The 19245-nt window shown below is 63.2% G+C and carries 14 protein-coding genes, 4 tRNA genes and 1 pseudogene; 5 read left to right on the forward strand and 14 right to left on the reverse strand.

The genetic code is table 11. The annotated features are described in order from the left end of the window. Positions 1-689 precede the first annotated feature (689 nt). Positions 690-4190: a GLUG motif-containing protein gene (locus NRG23_RS10340; protein ID WP_257374599.1), complete on the forward strand. Its 3501-nt coding sequence runs from the start codon at positions 690-692 to the stop codon at positions 4188-4190. A gap of 133 nt (positions 4191-4323) precedes the next feature. Here the strand turns inward: NRG23_RS10340 and NRG23_RS10345 are convergent, their stop codons facing one another. From NRG23_RS10345 to NRG23_RS10365, 5 genes are all read right to left on the reverse strand, one after another. Next, positions 4324-5538 carry a sugar transporter gene (locus NRG23_RS10345; RefSeq protein WP_257374600.1) on the reverse strand — a complete coding sequence of 405 codons (1215 nt, stop codon included), beginning with the start codon at positions 5536-5538 and terminating at the stop codon, positions 4324-4326. A 280-nt stretch (positions 5539-5818) separates the two neighbouring features. Continuing rightward, positions 5819-5894 (reverse strand) — tRNA-Gly (locus tag NRG23_RS10350). Between the two features lie 3 nt (positions 5895-5897). Continuing rightward, a tRNA-Glu gene (locus NRG23_RS10355) sits at positions 5898-5973 on the reverse strand. 104 nt (positions 5974-6077) lie between these two features. Continuing rightward, positions 6078-6153, reverse strand: a tRNA-Gly gene (locus NRG23_RS10360). Between the two features lie 2 nt (positions 6154-6155). After that, positions 6156-6231 (reverse strand) — tRNA-Glu (locus NRG23_RS10365). A 377-nt stretch (positions 6232-6608) separates the two neighbouring features. On the opposite strand from NRG23_RS10365, the gene NRG23_RS10370 reads away from it, so the two are divergent. Next, positions 6609-7367 carry a hypothetical protein gene (locus tag NRG23_RS10370; protein WP_041987207.1) on the forward strand — a complete coding sequence of 253 codons (759 nt, stop codon included), beginning with the start codon at positions 6609-6611 and terminating at the stop codon, positions 7365-7367. A gap of 88 nt (positions 7368-7455) precedes the next feature. Here NRG23_RS10370 and NRG23_RS32810 read toward each other — a convergent pair whose 3' ends face one another. The 3 genes and pseudogenes from NRG23_RS32810 to NRG23_RS10380 all read right to left on the reverse strand — a co-directional run bounded on the left by NRG23_RS32810 (position 7456) and on the right by NRG23_RS10380 (position 10389). Then, positions 7456-8337, reverse strand: coding sequence for a methyl-accepting chemotaxis protein (locus NRG23_RS32810; RefSeq protein WP_371858165.1), 882 nt, complete (start codon positions 8335-8337; stop codon positions 7456-7458). A gap of 30 nt (positions 8338-8367) precedes the next feature. Further along, a pseudogene (locus tag NRG23_RS32815) lies at positions 8368-9462 on the reverse strand (methyl-accepting chemotaxis protein); the annotation flags it as partial. A gap of 165 nt (positions 9463-9627) precedes the next feature. Next, positions 9628-10389: an SDR family oxidoreductase gene (locus NRG23_RS10380; RefSeq protein WP_038583874.1), complete on the reverse strand. Its 762-nt coding sequence runs from the start codon at positions 10387-10389 to the stop codon at positions 9628-9630. Positions 10390-10622: 233 nt separating this feature from the next. Between NRG23_RS10380 and NRG23_RS10385 the strand changes: the two genes are divergently transcribed. Then, positions 10623-11627 (forward strand): NADP-dependent oxidoreductase, encoded by a 1005-nt coding sequence (locus tag NRG23_RS10385; RefSeq protein ID WP_257374601.1) that lies wholly within the window; start codon positions 10623-10625, stop codon positions 11625-11627. Between the two features lie 112 nt (positions 11628-11739). Here the strand turns inward: NRG23_RS10385 and pyrF are convergent, their stop codons facing one another. Beyond that, entirely contained in the window at positions 11740-12438 is a 699-nt protein-coding gene (gene pyrF, locus NRG23_RS10390; RefSeq protein WP_007931610.1) for an orotidine-5'-phosphate decarboxylase, read from the reverse strand. A gap of 316 nt (positions 12439-12754) precedes the next feature. Here pyrF and NRG23_RS10395 point away from each other — a divergent pair, with 316 nt between their 5' ends. Continuing rightward, a complete protein-coding gene (locus NRG23_RS10395; protein ID WP_009047795.1) occupies positions 12755-13519 on the forward strand; it encodes a response regulator in 765 nt (254 codons plus the stop codon). After that, on the forward strand, positions 13519-14556 hold the full coding sequence (locus NRG23_RS10400) for an ATP-binding protein (RefSeq protein ID WP_257374602.1): 1038 nt from the start codon (positions 13519-13521) through the stop codon (positions 14554-14556). Before NRG23_RS10395 ends, NRG23_RS10400 begins: the two co-directional genes overlap by 1 nt. 309 nt (positions 14557-14865) lie before the next feature. Here NRG23_RS10400 and NRG23_RS10405 read toward each other — a convergent pair whose 3' ends face one another. From NRG23_RS10405 to NRG23_RS10425, 5 genes are all read right to left on the reverse strand, one after another. Further along, complete coding sequence (locus NRG23_RS10405; protein ID WP_009047793.1) at positions 14866-15918, reverse strand: AI-2E family transporter; 1053 nt, start codon at positions 15916-15918, stop codon at positions 14866-14868. An 83-nt stretch (positions 15919-16001) separates the two neighbouring features. Beyond that, on the reverse strand, positions 16002-16808 hold the full coding sequence (locus tag NRG23_RS10410) for a DUF4892 domain-containing protein (RefSeq protein WP_038631081.1): 807 nt from the start codon (positions 16806-16808) through the stop codon (positions 16002-16004). A gap of 8 nt (positions 16809-16816) precedes the next feature. After that, positions 16817-17476, reverse strand: a complete 660-nt coding sequence (locus tag NRG23_RS10415) for a glutathione S-transferase family protein (RefSeq protein WP_103331295.1) — start codon at positions 17474-17476, stop codon at positions 16817-16819. A 50-nt stretch (positions 17477-17526) separates the two neighbouring features. Further along, complete coding sequence (locus tag NRG23_RS10420; protein WP_009047790.1) at positions 17527-18381, reverse strand: alpha/beta hydrolase; 855 nt, start codon at positions 18379-18381, stop codon at positions 17527-17529. Further along, the gene (locus NRG23_RS10425) at positions 18378-19184 is read right to left on the reverse strand and encodes an alpha/beta fold hydrolase (RefSeq protein WP_009047789.1); all 807 of its coding nucleotides are present in this window, start codon (positions 19182-19184) and stop codon (positions 18378-18380) included. Before NRG23_RS10425 ends, NRG23_RS10420 begins: the two co-directional genes overlap by 4 nt. Between the last annotated feature and the right edge of the window lie 61 nt (positions 19185-19245).

Here is a 19245-nt window from a genome sequence, read left to right on the forward strand (position 1 = left end):
ATATCCGAACCTCAATTCCAACAATCACCACGCAAAACTTTCAGCGACACTGAAACTTCCCAATACCGCCGCGCCTCGCCTCCAAAAAAGAGGCTAGCCAGAAGCGGTCCGAGCATGCAGCCAAAACAAAAGCAGCGCGGGGTATGGCACAAAGCCCGTCAATGCGGCCCTTTTACAGCGTGAGGCAGGACAAGCCTCAACAGCAGCGAGCAAGAGCCTCCTGCCTCCCCATTCAAACAGGAAAGGGCTAACCACCAGTTAAGAAAGTTCTGGTTTTTTTGCCCCCTGCCTTTTGCTTAATTAATCACCCCGGCCCAACCAGCAAATACAAGCAACTCCCAGAAGGCTCCACAGCCGCGCCAATTAATGCTTGAAGCAAACAAGTCAATCGAACATCGAAAGTATGGAACCCCCTTTAAAGCCCATGACTCGATAAAGGTTTTTCATACCCCATCCAAACAATCGGTCCCAAGTGCACGAAATCCAATTTGGTTGAGAGAAACAGCCCGCGATTGCGTATTGGCGCAGCACCCGACGGACCAAGCGTTCTTCCCTCCTTCCCCCATGGCTTGGGAGGACTGACACACCGTCTTTCACGATCGCTCGGAGCAGGCCGTCATTCCCGCTCCACACCCGTAGTACCCGTTCTGCTGGGGGGACCAGCAGAGTATTCACTTAGAGGATGCACCATGAACAAAAGTTATGCATTGATCTGGAACCAGGCCACTGGTTGCTGGAACGTCGCCAGCGAAGGCACCCGACGCCGAGGCAAATCAAGCCGGCTCAAGGTCGTGATCGCCGCCGGCTTCTCGCTGCTGGGCCTGCTGGCTCAGGCCCCGGCCTTCGCCCTGCCGGGAGGAGCGGCGATAGTCGCGGGCGAGGCCGGCATTCACACCACCAGCGACGGCAAGCAAATGACCGTCGAGCAGCAGAGCAACAAGCTGATCACCCACTGGAACGACTTCAGCGTCGCCGGCGACGAAAGCGTCAGCTTCCATCAGCCCGGTAGCCAGTCGGTCGCCCTCAACCGAGTGGTCGGCACCAACGGCAGTGATATCCAGGGCCGCATCGACGCCAACGGCCAGGTGTTCCTGATCAACCCCAATGGCGTGGTCTTTGGCAAATCCGCCCAGGTCAACGTCGGCGGCCTGGTGGCCTCCACGCAGAACATCAGCGACAAGGACTTCCTCGACGGCACCTATCACTTCGCCGGCGACTCCAGCGCTGCGGTGAGCAACGCCGGCCAGATCACCGCCAGCGAAGGCGGCAGCGTCGCCCTGCTCGGCGCACAGGTCAGCAACAGCGGGGTGATCCAGGCGCAAATGGGTAGCGTCGCGCTGGGCGCGGGCAAGGACTTCAGCGTCAACTTCGACGGCAACGGCCTGCTCAACCTGCAGGTGAACGGTGCCGCGGTGGATGCCCTGGTGCAGAACGGTGGCCTGCTCAAGGCCGACGGCGGCCAGGTGCTGATGACCGCCAGCAGCGCCAGCAGCCTGCTGAAAAACGTGGTGAGCAACCAGGGCGTGATCGAGGCCAAGACCTTGCAGAACAAGGCCGGCAAGATAGTCCTCGACGGTGGCGACAACGGTATCGTCCAGGTAGCCGGACGCCAGGACGCCAGCGCCCTGGGAGGCCAGGGCAACGGTGGCGTGGTGGAAAACCGCGGTGCCCGGGTCGAAGTGCAACTGGCCGCGCAAGTGGACACCCGCGCCGACAAGGGATCGACCGGTACCTGGAAGATCCTCTCGGACGAGGTGAGCGTTTCCAAGGTAGACAACAGCACCCGCGGCCTGGTCATCGGTGGCGGCCTCAACGGCAACAGTGCAACAGGTGGCACCACCGGCGCTGCCCCGACCCTGCATGCCGATACCCTGGCCCAGAACCTGGCCCGGACCAACGTCGAACTGAGCAGCAAGGGCAACCTGTCGGTCAACCAGGCGGTTTCCTGGAACAGCGGCAACAAGCTCGGCCTGACCGCCGAACGCGGTGACGTCCAGGTGAATGCGGCATTGAATGCCACCGGCGCCGGCGCGGCCCTAGCCCTGAATGCCGCGCAGGGCGGCATCCGCCTGAATGACAATGTCGCGTTGAGCGGATCGGGAGCCAGCCTGGAGCTGAATTCCAAAAACGGCCACAGCCTCAAGGATGACAAGAGCGTCACCCTCTCCGGTGCGGATGCCCGCTTCAGCGCCAACGGCGAGGCCTATCAGGTGGTGCAGAACCTGAAGCAGCTGCGCGATATCGAAAACGACATGACTGGCCGTTATGTACTGGGTAACCAGATCACCGGCCAAGGCCGCTTCAAGACGCTTGGCGAAAAAAGCGCCTTCACCGGCAAGCTCGATGGCCTGGGCAATACCATCAGCGACCTGTCGATCTATGGCACCGGTGCCTTTGTCGGGCTGTTCAGCGCAAACCTGGGGCAGATCAGCAACCTGAACCTCGAACGCATTTCAGCCAGCGGCGCCGATTCCAAGGACTACAACACCCAGGTCGGCAGCCTTGCCGCGATGAACATGGGTAGCATCCGCAACGTCAAGGCCAAGGATGTACGGGTGACCGGGGCGTCTCACTTCAACACCCTGGGTGGCCTGGTCGCTCTCAACCTGAACGGCGACATCGCCAACTCCTCGGCCAGCGGCCTGGTGATCGGCAACAAGTACACCTATGCAATGGGTGGCCTGGTGGCCGAAAACGTCTCCAGCTCCGGCGGCGTGGCGAGAATCACCAATAGCCATGCCGATATCAACCTCAGGGGGCAAATGAACAGTGATATCAGAAACGCAGGTGGATTGGTGGGCTCGAACCGCGGGGTCATCGCCAACGCCTCCAGCACCGGCACGATCAGCCTTGCCGCCGCCAACCTGAACATCGGTGGCCTGGTCGGTGAGAATACTGGGGCTGGCAGCATCACCAACTCAAGCTCCAGCACTCATATCTCGGGTAGCCAGGCGCGTCGGATCGGTGGCCTGGTCGGCTCCAACCTGGGTTCTCTGACCAACTCTCACGCCAGTGGCGAGGTAACCGGCAACGGCACGGAAGCGATTGGCGGCCTGGTGGGCAAGAATCAGGGGGGGGCGATCGCCAACAGCTCTTCCAGCAGCAGCGTGTCCGACCTGTATGGTAAAAATGTAGGCGGCCTGATTGGCCACAACCAGGGCGGCCGCATCGATAACGCCTCGTTCTCCGGCACGGTAAAAGGCGGCAGGACTGCCAATATCGGTGGCCTGATCGGCCTGAACCAGGACAGCTCGGTCAGCAACAGCTCGGCCAAAGGCAATGTGTCAGGTTTGTACGATAGCAATGTGGGTGGTCTGATTGGCTACAGCCAGAACAGCCATATCGATAACGTGACCGTCTCTGGCGCGGTGAATGGCGACCGCAAGGCGAAGGTCGGCGGACTGATCGGTTTTAGCGAAGACTCCTCCATCGCCAACGCATCTTCCACCTCGATGTCCGTTACTGGTGGCAATAACACCTTTATCGGTGGCCTCGTCGGCTATAGCCAGAATAGCGATATCGCCAACTCATCGGTATCCACCACAGTGACCAGCGGCAGCGGAAGCCAGATCGGCGGCCTGGTCGGCTACAGCAAAAATACCGACATCACCAACGCTTCTGCATCCGCCACGGTGACCGGCATCGGCAATAACCTGGCCGGCGGTCTGGTGGGCCACTACGAGGATAGCCGTATCACCAACGCCTCGGCATCCGGCACGGTGAGCAGCGGCAACGACAGCATGGTCGGCGGCCTGGTTGGTTACAACCAACGTGGCGATATCACCAACTCCACGGCATCCGCCGCGGTGAGCGGTGGCGACAATAGCCAGGTCGGCGGCCTGGTCGGCAGACAACAGGGCAAAGTCACCAACTCCTTCGCCAAAGGCTCGGCCAAAGGCGGTCGCTATAGCAGCGTGGGAGGTATGGCCGGGTCGAATGAAGGGGAGATCCGCAACTCCACAACCACCAGTGACGTCAGCGGCGGTTATGGCGCGCGCCTGGGCGGGCTGGCGGGAATGAACTTCGCCAAGATGTACCAGTCGTCAGCAGGTGGCAAAGTCGATGGCTCTGCCTCCGCCGGACAATTCTACGGTGGCCTGGTCGGCATCAACTCCTGGTCGGAATTGCAATCCAACAACAGCGTCTTTGGTGAAGCGGCCAAAGTGCAGCCGGTTGGCCTGCAGTTCTAAGAGCAGAAACCCTGCCCCTCGTCATAGGGGAGCAGGGCTTGTTGTCTGAGTGAAAAAGAGGGGGGTAATGATTCAGCCGAATCATTGCCCCTCTCTTTTTATCTGGCCCCTCTCTGCGCCCTCCTCCCGTGCTCTACTTCTCGACCGCGGCCTCAGCAGGGTCGACACCCGAAACGCTGGACCGGGTGAGGCGGTAGATGGATGCGCAGTAGGACAGCAGCGCCAAGGTCGCCAGCAAGCCACCGGCCAAGCCGATATAGGCGAACCCGAGCTGGCCCCCTACCCAGCTGCCAAGCAGTGCGCCGCCACCGATGCCGATGTTGTAGATCCCCGAAAACAGCGCCATTGCCACATCGGTCGCGTCCGGAGCGAGCACCAGGACCCTGGATTGCAGCGCCAGCCCGAAGCCCATGATCGCCATCCCCCAGATCAGGCTGAGCCCACCCAGATACGAAACCTCCCCGCTCAACGGCAGCAGCAAGGCCAGGCACAGGATGAGCAAGGCCACCGTCACCAGCAGAAAGCGCTGTGGGCTGTAGCGGTGAAACCTGCTGAACAGTAGCGAGCCGAAGATACCGGCACCGCCGAACAGCAGCAGGATCAGGGTCACCACATCGCCACTCAAGCCGGCGACCACCTTGATGAAAGGCTCGATGTAGCTGTAGGCAGTGAACTGCGCGGTGACCACCAGGGCTGTCAACACATAGAGCGCCACCAACGCAGGCCGCTTGAACAATACCGGCAGGCTCCTGAGAGAGCCCGAGTTCTGGCTGGGCAATAACGGCAAGCTCCTGGCCAGCCAGAACACCAGCACAGTGGCCAGGCCAGCAATCACGATAAAGGTGGTGCGCCAACCCATGGCCTCGCCCAGCAACCGGCCGAGGGGAATACCCAGCACCATCGCCAGGGAGGTACCGGTGGCCAGCAGGCCCAGTGCCTGGACCTGCTTTCCCGGTGGCGCCAGACGCACCGCCAGGGATGCGGTGATGGACCAGAACAGCGCATGAGATAGGGCCACACCGATCCGGCTCAGCAACAGCATGCCGAAACTCGTGGCCAGCCCCGACAGGATGTGGCTGACGATGAACATCCCGAACAGCACGAGCAACAGCTTGCGCCGCTCGACGTTGCGCGTCAGCAGCATGACCGGCAGCGAAGTCAGGGACACGATCCAGGCATAGAGGGTGAGCATCAGGCCGACCCGGTCCGTCGACAGATCGAAGCTGCTGCCGATCGAGCTCAACAGCCCGACGGGAACAAACTCCGTGGTGTTGAACACAAAGGCCGCCAAGGCCAGTGCGATGACTGCCCGCCAATTACCCTTAGTTGTCGCCACGCAGATACTCATTTAAAGGTTGCACCACGCTATCGATGGTCAATCAGGCCCAGACCGTCGCAAACCCCGTGCCAAACGCACACTCACAAAGGTTGGGCGCACGGTCGGGAGCATGCAGGCGCTGAACAGGACTGCGCCAGCGTACAGGACAAGGGGAAAAACAGCGCCATCCCGCGCTACAGGGGACAAATGGACCGAAGCTCGGCCACTGCCGACAGAAACGAAAAAAGGGTCCCGAATGGGACCCTTTTTCGATGAGCTACAGACCTTTGAGAATCTGTAGCTCTATGTTTGGAGCGGGAAACGAGACTCGAACTCGCGACCCCGACCTTGGCAAGGTCGTGCTCTACCAACTGAGCTATTCCCGCAAATGGCGTCCCCTAGGGGACTCGAACCCCTGTTACCGCCGTGAAAGGGCGGTGTCCTAGGCCACTAGACGAAGGGGACACGCTACCCGGAACACATGGTGTGTGTTTCGGTGTCCAGATCCGCATCCGAAGACTTGGTTCTGGTTTCACTCAGCCCCGCCCGAAAGCAGTGCCGTTTAAAATTGGAGCGGGAAACGAGACTCGAACTCGCGACCCCGACCTTGGCAAGGTCGTGCTCTACCAACTGAGCTATTCCCGCATTGGCGTCCCCTAGGGGACTCGAACCCCTGTTACCGCCGTGAAAGGGCGGTGTCCTAGGCCACTAGACGAAGGGGACACACTACAACATTCACTCCCTGCCGCGTTTCGCTGTGTGCTTTACGCTGCAAGTGGCGCGCATTCTATGGATGGATTGGAGGGTCGTCAACCCCCTGATATAAATTTATTTAAATCAATGACTTCGGGGTGGTTTGCGAGCCCTTTCGGGCATTTGTGCAGCCTGTGCCTTGACGCCTATATTCTGACACTCGACAAGGCGCTATAGTCCACATCCATAGGTGATGGCAATATGAAACCAGCCAGACATTTCCTATATAAGCAGAGAATCGGCCTGTTTCTGCTCGTCGACCTGCGCTAGGCGCCCCAAGGCTAAGTCACTACACTCGCCACTCGTACGCGAACCCCAGAAAGAGGTCTTACACGGTGACACCACTCATGATCACCCTGCTAGTAGTAGCCGGGATCGTACTTTTGATCGCCATTGGCTACATGAACCATGTGGTGGAAAACAACAAACTGGAAAAGGCCCGTACCAAGGTCGAACTCAATGACCGCCTGCGCCGTTGCGGCGAAATCACCGAGACCTTCCCCGGCCAGTTCATGTCGCCGGCGCTCAAGCTGCTGATGACCCGCCTGGAGCTCAACGTCGTTCAGCGCCTGTTGAACCTGAACAAGTCCGATGCCGCGCTCAAGGCACGTATCGCCGAGTTGAACGCGCTGGTCGGCCAGGGCGAATCGATTCCGGTCAACAACCCGCCCTGCCCGATCCAGACCGAAGCCAAGGCCAAGGACGTGCGTTTTCTCCTGGAAGCCCTGCATGGCCAGGTGACGCGCGCCGCCCAGGACGGTTTCCTGCCAACCAACGAAGCCAAGCGCTGGATCAGGGAAATCCGCCACATCCTGGTGCTGCTGCACATCGAGTTCTTCAACAACCTCGGCCAGTACGCCCTGCAGCAGGAACAACCCGGCCAGGCGCGCCTGGCGTTCGAGCGTGGCGTGCAGTACCTGCGCAAGCAGCCGGACCCGGCGGTCTATCGGGAACAGTTGGAGTACCTGGAAAAACTCCTCGCCCGCTCCAACGCGATGGTGTTGACCAACACCCAGCCGGTCGAAGGCGAGGTCAACCAATTGACCGAAGGCCTGAAAGTGGTCGAAGCCGACGCCGACTGGAAGAAGAAAGCCATTTACGACTGACCGGCAACAGCCGTGCGAGCAACTCGCACGGCACGGTCTATAAAGGCTGCGCCCCTGGCGGCGCAGCCTGTAGCAAGCATCCGCGGCATTACAACCGGAAATGCCCGACCATCCCCTTCAATTCCGCCCCCAACTGCGCCAGCTCGATGCTCGACGCTGCATTGCCCTGCATGGCCAGTGACGACTGATCGGCGCTGGCGCGGATGCTGGTGACGCTGCGGTTGATCTCTTCGGCGACCGAGCTTTGTTGTTCGGCGGCCGCGGCGATCTGCTGGTTCATCTGCTGAATCAGCGACACCGCCGTGGCGATGCTGCCCAGCGCGCTTTCGGTCTGCAGCGCATCGCTGACCGCCAGCTTGACCAGTTCACCGCTGCTCTGGATCTGCTGCACCGAGGACTGCGCCGCCGAGCGCAAGGCACTGACCAGGCGCTCGATCTCTTCGGTGGATTGCTGGGTGCGCTTGGCCAGGGCCCGCACTTCGTCGGCGACCACCGCAAAGCCCCTGCCCTGCTCGCCGGCACGCGCCGCTTCGATGGCCGCGTTCAGCGCCAGCAGGTTGGTCTGTTCGGCGACACTCTTGATCACGCTGAGCACGGTGCCGATGTTCTGGATCTCGGCGCTGAGGCTTTCGATGCTGGAGCTGGCACTGGTGGCCGAATCCGCCAACTGCTCGATGCGCTGCATGCTCTGGCGCACCACCTGCTGGCCACTTTCGACCTTGTCGTCGGCGGTCTGCGCCGCTTGCGCCGCTTCTTCGGCGTTGCGCGCGACATCGTGCACGGTGGCGGTCATCTGGTTCATTGCCGTCGCCACCTGCTCGGTTTCTTCCTTCTGGCTGCTGACCTCCAGATTGGTCTGCTCGGTCACCGCCGACAGCGACTGGGCCGAGCTGGCCAACTGCTCGATGCCCGCCTGCAAGCCGCTGACAATACCGCTCAGGCCACTGCCCATCTGTTGCATCGCCAGCATCAACTGGCCGATTTCATCCCGGCGCGTCACTTCCACTGTCGTGCTCAGGTCGCCGGCGGCGATCTGCTGCGCCACGCGCATCACGCTGCGCAGCGGAGTGACGATCAAACGGGTAATGATCCAGGCCGCCAGCACGCCCACCAGCAATGCCAGGGCCGACGAAGCGACGATCAGCAGCGAGTTCTTTCTCAGCTCCGCCTGCATCGACTGATCCTGCGCGCCGTACGCCTGGTCGACCCGCTCCATCACCTGCGCAGCGCGCTCGTGCAGCTGCTGATAGACCTTTTTCTCCTGCGCCAGCAAGCCGGTGTATTCAGCGAGCTTTTCGCTGAAGCCGCCGATATGCCCGACCACCTCGTTGAGCACGGTCTGATAACCGGCGTCCTTGACCACGGTCTTGAGCTGCTCGGCCTGGGCCAGGGCCTGGTCGGCCTGCTCGATCTTGCCCTGCTCGACCTCTTCCTCGCCCTTGCGGCTCTGGTCCAGGCGCACCCGGGCTTCGTTCATGGCTTGCAGCATCAGGCGCGAGACCTGGCTGACCTGATTGGCCTGCTCGACGAACTCGCTGCCCTCCTTGCCGGCGGATTCCTTGAGCGTATAGGTGCCGTCATCGGCCAGACCGGCCTGCAGTACGTCGAGGTTGTTGGCCACGCTGGACACCGACCAGCTGGCCATTTCCAGCGCCAGGTCCTTGGCCTGGGTCAGCTCGACGAACTCGTCGAAGGCCTTGCGGTAAGCCCCCAGCGCCTGCTCGACGTCGGTCATCACCGGCACGTTCGCCGCCGAGCGCTCCTTGAGCTGCGCCGCCAGCCCCAGCAGGCCATCGACGCCCTCATGCAAGGCGTCCGCGGTTTTTGCGTCGCCGTGCAAGGCATAGTTCTGTTCGAGCAGGCGGACCTTGAGCAGACCGCTGTTGAGCGACGACATCTGCTTGAGGCCATCGAAACGCTGACTGATGGTCTGCAGGGACCAGACACCTATGGCCGCCACCAGCGCTGTCAGAAGCAGCACCAGGGTGAAACCGACACCCAGTTTTTTCGCCATGCCGAGGTTGGCAAAACGTCCGTTCGTGGCCGAATTCATTGCGCTCAGTCCCCTTCCAGTCCCCAATGGCGACAGGGCCATTGTCCAGTTTTGCAGGTTCGCAACGGGCTGCACTGGAGCACAAGTCTCTGGCGTCGGAATAATGGCAAAAAGCTACGTTCAGGTCGTTTTCAGAATGGTCGAGGTCGATCCGGTACAGCCCTGGCAATACTCGTTCATCAGGGCCGTCGATAAGGCAGGCGAGCCTCAGATGGCGGTGGCGCCACCGTCGACAGCCAGTGCATGGCCAGTGGTGAAGGCCGCGCCGTCGCTGCACAGATACAGCACCGCGCTGGCGATTTCCTCGACCTTGCCGATCCGTCCGACCGGGTGCATGGCCGCGGCGAATTCGGCTTTCTTCGGATCGGCCTCGTAGGCGCGGCGGAACATGTCAGTGTCGATCACCGCCGGACACACCGCGTTGACGCGGATTTTCTTCTTCGCGTACTCGATGGCCGCCGACTTGGTCAGGCCGATCACCGCATGCTTGGAGGCGGCATAGATGCTCATCTTCGGCGCCGCGCCCAGACCGGCCACCGATGCGGTATTGACGATGGCCCCGCCGCCCTGGGCGAGCATCAGCGGCAACTGGTGCTTCATGCACAGCCAGACGCCCTTGACGTTGACCGCCATGATCGCGTCGAACTCGTCCAGGGTGCCGTCCGCCAGCTTGCCCTTCTCGATTTCGATCCCGGCATTGTTGAAGGCATAGTCGAGACGTCCGTAGAGGCTTACCACCTGCGCCATCAGGTTCTGCACATCCGCCTCGTCGGTGACGTTGCAACGCACGAACGACGCCTCGCCACCGGCGGCGCGAATCAATTGCACCGTGCCTTCGCCGCCGGCGACGTCCAGGTCGGCCGCCACCACTTTCAGCCCCTCTGCGGCGAACGCCAGGGCCGTGGCCCGGCCAATACCCGCCGCTGCGCCGGTGACCAAAACGACCTGGCCGGAAAACGTCATGCTCATGGTGATGCCCTCGATGGAATGCATGGATCGGATTGGCCCAGTCTAGGCACAGGCAACGGGCACGCGGCAGCACTATCAGAGGGCCGGTTGCCCACTTATCCGCGCTGGTGATGAAGACGGCCATACGACCATCACGCCTCTGGATCGCGCCCTATTCGCTACAGCGGCAAACCTTGCGGCATCAGGGCTGAAGGTCTATCAACTAGGGTTCCATTGATCCTCGAGTGCCTGCCATGACCACCCTGACCAATCGCCAGTTTCTGCTCGCCAAACGCCCGGTGGGCGCGGCAACCCGCGAAACCTTCACCTACCAGCAGGTTGCCGTCGGCGAACCGACGGCCGGGCAGATCCTGGTGAAGAACGAATACCTGTCCCTCGACCCGGCCATGCGCGGCTGGATGAACGAAGGCAAGTCCTACATCCCGCCGGTGGGCATTGGCGAAGTGATGCGTGCGCTGGGCGTGGGCCAGGTGATCGCCTCGAACAACCCCGGCTTCGCCGTCGGCGACTACGTCAATGGCGCCCTGGGCGTGCAGGATTATTTCCTCGGCGAGCCGCGCGGCTTCTATAAGGTCGACCCGAAACTGGCGCCGCTGCCGCGCTACCTGTCGGCCCTGGGCATGACCGGCATGACCGCCTATTTCGCCCTGCTGGACGTCGGTGCGCCAAAGGCCGGTGAAACCGTGGTGCTGTCGGGCGCGGCCGGCGCGGTGGGCAGCATTGCCGGGCAGATCGCCAAGATCAAAGGCTGCCGGGTGGTCGGCATCGCCGGTGGCCAGGACAAATGCAAGTTCCTGATCGATGAGCTGGGCTTCGACGGGGCCATCGACTACAAGAGCGAAGACGTCCATGCCGGCCTCAAGCGCGAATGCCCGAAAGGCGTCGATGTGTATTTCGACAACGTTGGCGGCGACATTCTCGATGCGGTGCTCAGCCGCCTGAACTTCAAGGCGCGGGTGGTGATCTGCGGCGCCATCAGCCAGTACAACAATAAGGAAGCGGTCAAAGGCCCGGCCAACTACCTGTCGCTGCTGGTCAATCGCGCGCGCATGGAAGGCTTTGTGGTGATGGACTATGCGGCCCAGTTCGCCGCCGCCGGGCAGGAAATGGCCGGCTGGATGGCCAAGGGGCAGCTCAAGAGCAAGGAGGATATTGTCGAGGGGCTGGAGACTTTCCCGGAAACGCTGATGAAGCTGTTCAGCGGCGAGAACTTCGGCAAGCTGGTATTGAAGGTTTGAGACAGGCTTTTTGAATGGCGTTGGCTGGTCGATTGTTTCGCGAGCAAGCTCGCTCCTACAGGAAACGCGTCCCCTGTAGGAGCGAGCTTGCTCGCGATAGCGCGAAGCGCGCTTACGCCAGCTCGGCCACCACGGCCGCGAGGGCCTTGGCCGGGTCCGCCGCCTGGCTGATCGGACGGCCGATCACCAGGTAATCGGAGCCGGCATCCAACGCCTGGCGCGGGGTGAGAATGCGCCGCTGGTCGTCCTGGGCGCTGCCCGCCGGACGAATCCCCGGGGTCACCAGTTGCAGCGACGGGTGCGCGGCCTTCAGCGCCTGGGCTTCCAGGGCCGAACAGACCAGACCGTCCATGCCGGCCTTTTCCGCCAGGGCGGCGAGGCGCAACACCTGCTCCTGCGGTTCGATATCCAGGCCGATGCCAGCCAGGTCTTCTCGCTCCATGCTGGTCAGCACGGTCACGCCGATCAGCAGCGGTTTCGGGCCGCTGCGCTGGTCGAGCACTTCGCGGCAGGCCGCCATCATGCGCAAGCCGCCGGAGCAGTGCACATTGACCATCCACACGCCCATCTCCGCGGCAGCCTTGACGGCCATCGCGGTGGTGTTGGGGATGTCATGGAATTTCAGGTCGAGGAAGACTTCAAAACCCTTGTCGCGCAGGGTGCCGACAATTTCCGAGGCGCAACTGGTGAACAGTTCCTTGCCGACTTTGACCCGGCACAGCTTGGGGTCCAGCTGATCAGCCAGTTTCAGTGCGGCGTCACGGGTGGGAAAGTCCAGGGCGACGATGATAGGAGTCTGGCAAGCGGACATGAAGGGGGCTCTCAGGCAAGTCGAAATCGGCGCGGATTGTAGCGCAAGCGACGGCGCTCCGGGACCCGATGATCGGTAATTCATCGCCAACGGCAGCTTGCGTAGCGACAAAACCGTGCAAATGCCCGAGCCTGGCGGCAATTGTGTCGAGCCCGATACACTCCCGACACGCCGGCAACAACCAGCCCGGCTACCCTCGCCAGCCGCAACACTCCCGAACAGCACTTCCAGCCCCAGGGCCGGACGCCTATGCTGAAGCCACCACCTCGCCGCCCCTCTTTGTGGCAGGCAGCCTACCTGGCAGATGATCGCACGCATGCATAACACTCCAGCTCCCCTCAATGACGATCAGAAAGCACCTGGCACGGGTGACGACAAGCGCTGGAACACCCGGGCGCTGATCGTCGACGACGACATACCGATCCGCGAATTGCTGATCGACTACCTGGCCCGCTTCAATATCCACGCCACCGGCGTGACCGACGGAGCGGCGATGCGCCAGGCCTTGCAGGCGGAACACTTCGACGTGGTGGTGCTCGACCTGATGCTGCCCGGCGAGGATGGCCTGTCCCTGTGCCGCTGGCTGCGCAACGAATCGGACATCCCGATCCTGATGCTCACCGCCCGTTGCGAACCCACCGACCGGATCATCGGCCTGGAGCTGGGGGCCGACGACTATATGGCCAAGCCCTTCGAGCCCCGGGAACTGGTGGCGCGGATCCAGACCATCCTGCGCCGGGTCCGCGACGACCGCACCGAACAGCGGGCCAATATCCGCTTCGACAACTGGCGCCTGAACAGCGTGCTGCGCCAGCTGATCTCCGCCGACGGTCTTGTCGTACCGCTGTCCAACGCCGAGTTCCGCCTGCTCTGGGTGTTCATCGAACGCCCGCGCCGGGTGCTGAGCCGCGAACAGTTGCTGGACGCCGCCCGTGGTCGCTCCATCGAAGCCTTCGATCGCAGCATCGACCTGCTGGTCTCGCGCCTGCGGCAGAAGCTCGGCGACGACCCGAAATCACCGCAGTTGATCAAGACCGTGCGCGGTGAAGGCTACCTGTTCGACGCCCGAGACATCGGCTGATGCGTGGGCGCTTCGATACGCTGTTCGGCCGCCTGTTCGGGGTGTTGCTGATCGCGATCGTGCTCGCCCACCTGCTCGCCTTCTTCTGGTTCCGCCTCTACGGCCCGCCTCCACGCCCGCCGGCCAGCGAATTCAGCGGCCAGCCACAACCCGGCAACGGGCGCTTCGAACCGCGGCCGCCGCGGCCCTGGTTCGGCGGGCCGATCGTACCGCTGACCTTCCAGTTCATCTCGCTGATCATCGCCGCCTGGTACGGTGCCAAGCTGCTGACCCGACCGATCCAGCGCCTGAGCGACGCCGCCGAGCGCCTCAGCGAAGACCTCGACAGCCCGCCGCTGGACGAGTCCGGCCCGCGGGAAGCGCGGCAGGCGGCCCACACCTTCAACCTGATGCAACGGCGCATCCAGGAGCAGGTCAAGCAGCGCGGGCGCATGCTCGGCGCGGTTTCCCATGACCTGCGCACGCCCCTGTCGCGCCTCAAGCTGCGGCTGGAACAGATCGAAGACCACAGGCTGCAGGGCCAGATGCGCCAGGACCTCGACGACATGATCAGCATGCTCGACGCGACCCTGAGCTACCTGCACGAACAGCGCACCAGTGAAACTGTGCAGTGGATGGATGTGCAGGCGCTGGTGGAATCGCTCTGTGAAAACGCCCAGGATCAGGGCGCCGACGTGCAGACCAGCGGCCATTGCGCGCCCCTGCAAGTGCAGCCGATGGCCCTGCGTTCCTGCCTGAACAACCTGCTGGACAACGCCCTGCGCTATGCCGGGCATGCCCGCATCAGCCTGCAGGACAGCCGCGAGCAGGTGCTGATCCGGGTCATCGACCACGGCCCGGGCATTGCCGAAGACCAGCGTGAAGCGGTGTTCGAACCCTTCTATCGGCTGGAAGGCTCGCGCAACCGCAACTCCGGTGGCGTCGGCCTGGGCATGACCATCGCCCGCGAGGCCGCCGAACGCCTGGGCGGGCAACTGCACCTGGAAGAAACCCCAGGCGGTGGCCTGACCACCGTGGTGCGCCTGCCCCGCGTCTGAACCGCCGGTGTGTACCGACCGGTACAACGCTCACATACCCACGACACCTCGCCGCCTGAGCGCCGCCGTCACCGTAGCCGCTGCCGAGCAGCGCGAGGCTGCGATCGGCTTGGGCGGCACTCCGACGTAGCGGTCGTAAACCAGTCAACACCTTAGCTCCGGCAGACTACCCATGCTGCGTTTGTGAGCATCAGGTTTCTGCCTGGAAGAATGCATGGCCTGGTTTTACGGCGCTTCGCGGTCGATCGCAGTCTCGCAGGCTCGGCAGCGGCTACAGGAGCGGGCACGAATACCCGCGTTCTGCATGGATCAGCGCTTGTCTTCGACCCGCGCCTGGCTGGCGCTCCAGTCGGTCAACAGGCTGTAGGCCACGGCCAGCAGGGTCGGGCCGATGAACAGGCCGATGAAGCCGAAGGCGATCAGCCCGCCGAAGACCCCGAGCAGCACGATCACCAGCGGCAGGTTGCCGCCCCGGCTGATCAGGTAGGGTTTGAGCACGTTGTCGACGCCACTGATGATGAAGGTGCCCCAGATACCGAGGAACACCGCCATCCCGTATTCGCCTTTCCAGGCCAGCCAGGCGGTGGCTGGAATCCACACCAGCGGCGGGCCCATGGGAATCAGGCTGAGCAGGAAGGTGACAATCCCCAGTACCAGCGCGCCCGGCACGCCGGCGATCAGGAAGCCGATCAGGGCCAGGATCGCCTGGGCCGCCGCGGTGCCGATCACACCGTTGACCACCCGCTGCACCGTACCGGCCACCAGCTCGATGTAGTAGCCGGCGCGGTCGCCGATCAGGCGCTCCAGCAGCCCATGGACGAACGCCGCCAGGCGCGGGCCGTCGCGATAGAAGAAAAACACGAAGACGATGCTCAGGGTCAGTTCGAGGATCCCGCCACCGATCTGCGCGCTGCGGGCCAGCAGCCAGTTGCCGACCTGCCCCAGGTAAGGCTTGATCGCCAGCATCATCGCCGCGCCCTGCTGGTCGATGCTGTCCCACAGCCCCACCAGGCGTTCACCGACGAAGGGCACGCCGGCCAGCCAGCTCGGCGCTTCGGGCAGGCCGTCGACCTGCACATCCTTGATAAAGGCGGTGGCATCGCGCACATGGTCGGCCAGGTTGAAACCGAGCCAGACCAGCGGCGCCGCCACCAGCAGCATCCAGCCCAGGGTCAGCACGGCCGCGGCCAGGGACTCGCGGCCATTGAGCCAGCGGGTCAGCAGGCGCATCAGCGGCCAGCTGGCAAACGCCAGGACCGCCCCCCAGAACAACGCGGACCAGAACGGCGCCATGACCCAGAAGCTGGCGCCGAACAGCACCAGAAGCAGGATCTGCACCAACAGGCGATCATTATTGAGCATGTAGGATCTCGAGAAAGGTCAACTCACCAAGCGTAGGCGAAAGGCGGATCACCCGTTCGCCTGCGCCCGTTCAATGCAACAGTTCAGCGCAGCAGCTCAAGGCGCAGGCCTGGGGCCTCGCTGCCGCCGGTTTCCATGCGGGCCGCCCGCACGCCCTGGCCGATCAGGGCCTGGCGCCAGGCTTCGGCATTCGGCCCGGAAACACTGACCCGCAAGGTGGCATCGAGGTTCAACCCGCGTGACAGCAAGGTCAGCCAGGTGGGCTGGGGTTCGCCGCCGAGCTTGGGCAGGTCCAGTTCGCCGGTGTCCTTGAGCTGGCGCAACAGAGTAGCCGAGGTCGGCAACAACTCGCCCAGGGGAGTACTGGCGTCGAACTGCTCGACATGCAGGTACGCCCGGCGATTGCCACGGGTAATGCTGTACAGGGCCACCAGCGAGTTGTCGTTGGGCGCGGCCAGGCGCAACAGCAGGTAGGCCTGCTGGACATCGGCGCCGTACAGCTTGGCGTTGCCGAACACCTCGTTGGCCCACAGGCTGCTTTCCCCGCAATCCCGGGCCTGGCACCAGAACAACAGTTCGGCGCCCTGCTTCTGCAAGGCTTCGCGGGCAGCCGTAAAGGCCGCGGTCGAGGAATGCTCCGGCGGCAGCTCGTAGGTCACCGACGTCGCGGTGCCGCGCGCGCCGACCTGGCCATCGAAACGCAGCTGGCCGCTGATCTTGCGGATCGAGCCCATGGGATAGATCCGCTCCATCTCGGCCGCCGGACGGTAGTCGACGATCTGCGCGTCAGGCATGCGCGGCACGATCGGCAGGTCATGGCTGCCGGGCAAGTCGGCGGCGAGGAGCAAGGGGCTGGCACAGGACAGCAGCAGGACACTGAATAAACGCATGGATGCTCTCATCGGATCAGCATGGCCTGGGCACCCTTGATGACACTGGCGTCATCCGTACGCTGCGGAACCTGCAGCCCGCGCTGCACCGCCGGTCGCGCCTCGAGGGTCGCCATCCAGCGTTGCAGGGCCGTCAGGCCTTCCACCGGAACCCCGGACCAGTCATGGCCGCGTACCCAGGGAAAGGTGGCGATATCGGCAATGCTGTAGTCGCCGGCGAGGAATTCGACCTCCTGCAAGCGGGTGTCGAGCACCTCGTACAGGCGCCGGGTTTCATGCTGGTAACGATCGATGGCGCCCTGGAGCTTTTCCGGAAAGTAGCGGAAGAACACATTGGCCTGGCCCTGCATCGGGCCGATGCCGCCCATCTGGAACATCAGCCACTGGATCACTCGGGAACGGCCCTTGGGATCGCTGGGCAGCAACTGCCCACTGAGTTCAGCCAGATAGAGGAGAATCGCGCCGGATTCGAACACGGCGAAATCGCCGTTGGCGCGGTCGACAATCGCCGGAATCCGGCCATTGGGATTGATCTTGAGAAAGCCTGGAGCCTTTTGTTCCTTCTTGTCGAAACTCAGGGCATGCACCGTATAAGGCAGGCCGAGTTCCTCGAGCACGATAGAGACCTTGTGGCCATTCGGGGTCGCAGCGGTGTAGAGATCTATCATGGTTGTCTCCCATTTCAACCCGCCCAGCCTCGACAGTTGCCCGCTGCAAGTCAAGAAACGGCGAAAAACCTATTGAAACAGTCTGCAACAAGGCTCGCGCCGGCTTCGTCGTTCAAGTGCAGGTGATGGCCACCAGGCAGCTGTTCCCGGCTAAAGGGTAGCCGCTCCAGCAACTCCGGGTGCTTGGCCAGCATACCGTCGGCCGCCACCACCAGATGGGTCGGACAGGACAGGCGCTGGACGAAGGTCATGGCCTGTTCCTGGGTCAGGCGCAGCGGCGAAGCCAGGGTCAGGCGGCTGTCGCTGCGCCAGGTGTAGCCCCCCGGAACCGGCATCAGGCCACGTTGCGCGAGCAGTTCGGCGGCTTCGCGGCTGACTGCGACCATGCCCTTCATCCGCACTTCGATGGCGCGGTCCAGGGTGGCGTAGACCGGCTTGCGCTTTTCCCGCAGGTCCAGCTGGGCCTGCAGGGCCATGCCCATGCGCTCGGCGGCATTCTCACCGGTGGCGGTCGGCGGAATCACCCCGTCGATCAGCGCCAGGTGGCTTACCCGCTCGGGCAACGAGCCGGCCAGCACCAGCGAGACGATCGCGCCCAGGGAATGCCCGAGCAGGCCAAAACGTTTCCAGCCCAACTGCTCGGCGACCTGCAACACGTCATACACATAATCCCAGAGCGCATAGCTGGCACCCAGGGGGCGGTGCCCGGAATGGCCATGCCCGGCCATGTCCAGGGCGACGATGCGCAAGCCGCGCAGCCGGGGCGCCAGCCGCGCGAAGCTGTTGGCGTTGTCCAGCCAGCCGTGCAAGGCAATGACCGGCAAACCGTCCTCGGGGCCGAACAGGTGGGCCGCCAGCTCGATATGCGGCAGGCTCAGGCGGACTTCTTCCACCGCGGCGCTCATGCGCAGCTCCGTTCGGCGCGGGTTTCCCAGCGGCTGAAGAGTTTTTTCAGCAGGGCCGCGGTGTCTTGCGGGCGCTCCAGCGGGAACATGTGCCCGCCCGGCATGCTCAGGGATTCGCCATGGGGCATGCGCCCGACACTGCTGGCGTGATGCTTCATCACCACCCGGCTCTGACGCCCGCGCACCACCGCCAGCGGCACCTTCAACTGCCGGGGGCGGCCCGGGCTGGTGTGCGGTACGCCGCGATAGATGCTGATCTCGGTGGCCGGGTCGAAGCGCAGCCGCAAACGGCCGTCGACCTGATGCAGGCCGTGTTGCAGGTAGGCGTCGAAACACTCGGGGTCGAAGCCGCGGAACAGGGTCTTGCCGGCAAAATACTTGCGCGCCGACTCCAGGTCGCTGAACTCCTCGCGCCGGCCCAGGGTCCGGCCGGCGGGGGTCAGGCGGTCGATAAAACCGAAACGCTTGGCGGCGCGAATCACCCATTGATCGGCACGGGTCAGCACCGGCGAGTCGAGCATCACCACCCCGCGATACAGCTCCGGGCAACGCAGCGCCGCGTGCAGGTGCAGGACGCCGCCGAAGGAATGGCCGACGCCCCACACCGGTTCGGCCTGCTGTTGCAGATGGTGGATCAGTTCGTCCACCAGGTTGAGCCAGTTGTCATCCGCCGGAAAGCGCGGATCGTGGGCGTGCTGCTGCAAGTGCGCCACTTGATACTCGGGCGCCAGGGCGGCGAACAACTTGCCGTAGGTCCCCGAGGGAAACCCGTTGGCGTGAGCGAAAAACACCTGTTGCGACATACCGGCTAACTCATGAACAAAAAACGATGGCTGATTGTCCGCACGCCATTGCCCGACGGCA

The organism is Pseudomonas sp. T8 (assembly GCF_024610635.1).
Taxonomy (GTDB): Bacteria; Pseudomonadota; Gammaproteobacteria; order Pseudomonadales; family Pseudomonadaceae; genus Aquipseudomonas; species Aquipseudomonas chlororaphis_I.